Raw genomic sequence first — 279 nt, forward strand, 5'->3', positions numbered from 1 at the left:
CGATGCGGCAATAGGGAGGACTGGACATGATGGACGAGGCCGCACGCGATCTGAGGCGTGAACGCAGGCGCGGACGAACCGGCGAGGCGGGCAGCGAGTCGAGCCGCCGTCCGAACTACCGTTCATTGAAGAATTCGTTCCTGCCGCAGCCTGTCTTCTCCGACGACCAGGTCGCCGCCATTCACGACACGGCGCTGCGCGTGCTGGAGGAACTCGGCATCAAGGTCCTGCTGCGCGAAGCGCGCGCTATCTTTGCCAGGGCCGGCGCGCTGGTCGACG

General features: G+C 66.3%; 1 protein-coding gene. It reads left to right on the forward strand.

The window, feature by feature from the left end; translation table 11 throughout:
• Nucleotides 1-26 precede the first annotated feature (26 nt).
• Nucleotides 27-279, forward strand: a 253-nt coding sequence (locus EN804_RS36835) for a trimethylamine methyltransferase family protein (RefSeq protein WP_189602256.1), incomplete at its 3' end; no start/stop codon positions are given.

This window comes from Mesorhizobium sp. M8A.F.Ca.ET.161.01.1.1 (genome assembly GCF_004792105.1).
Classification (GTDB): Bacteria; Pseudomonadota; Alphaproteobacteria; order Rhizobiales; family Rhizobiaceae; genus Mesorhizobium.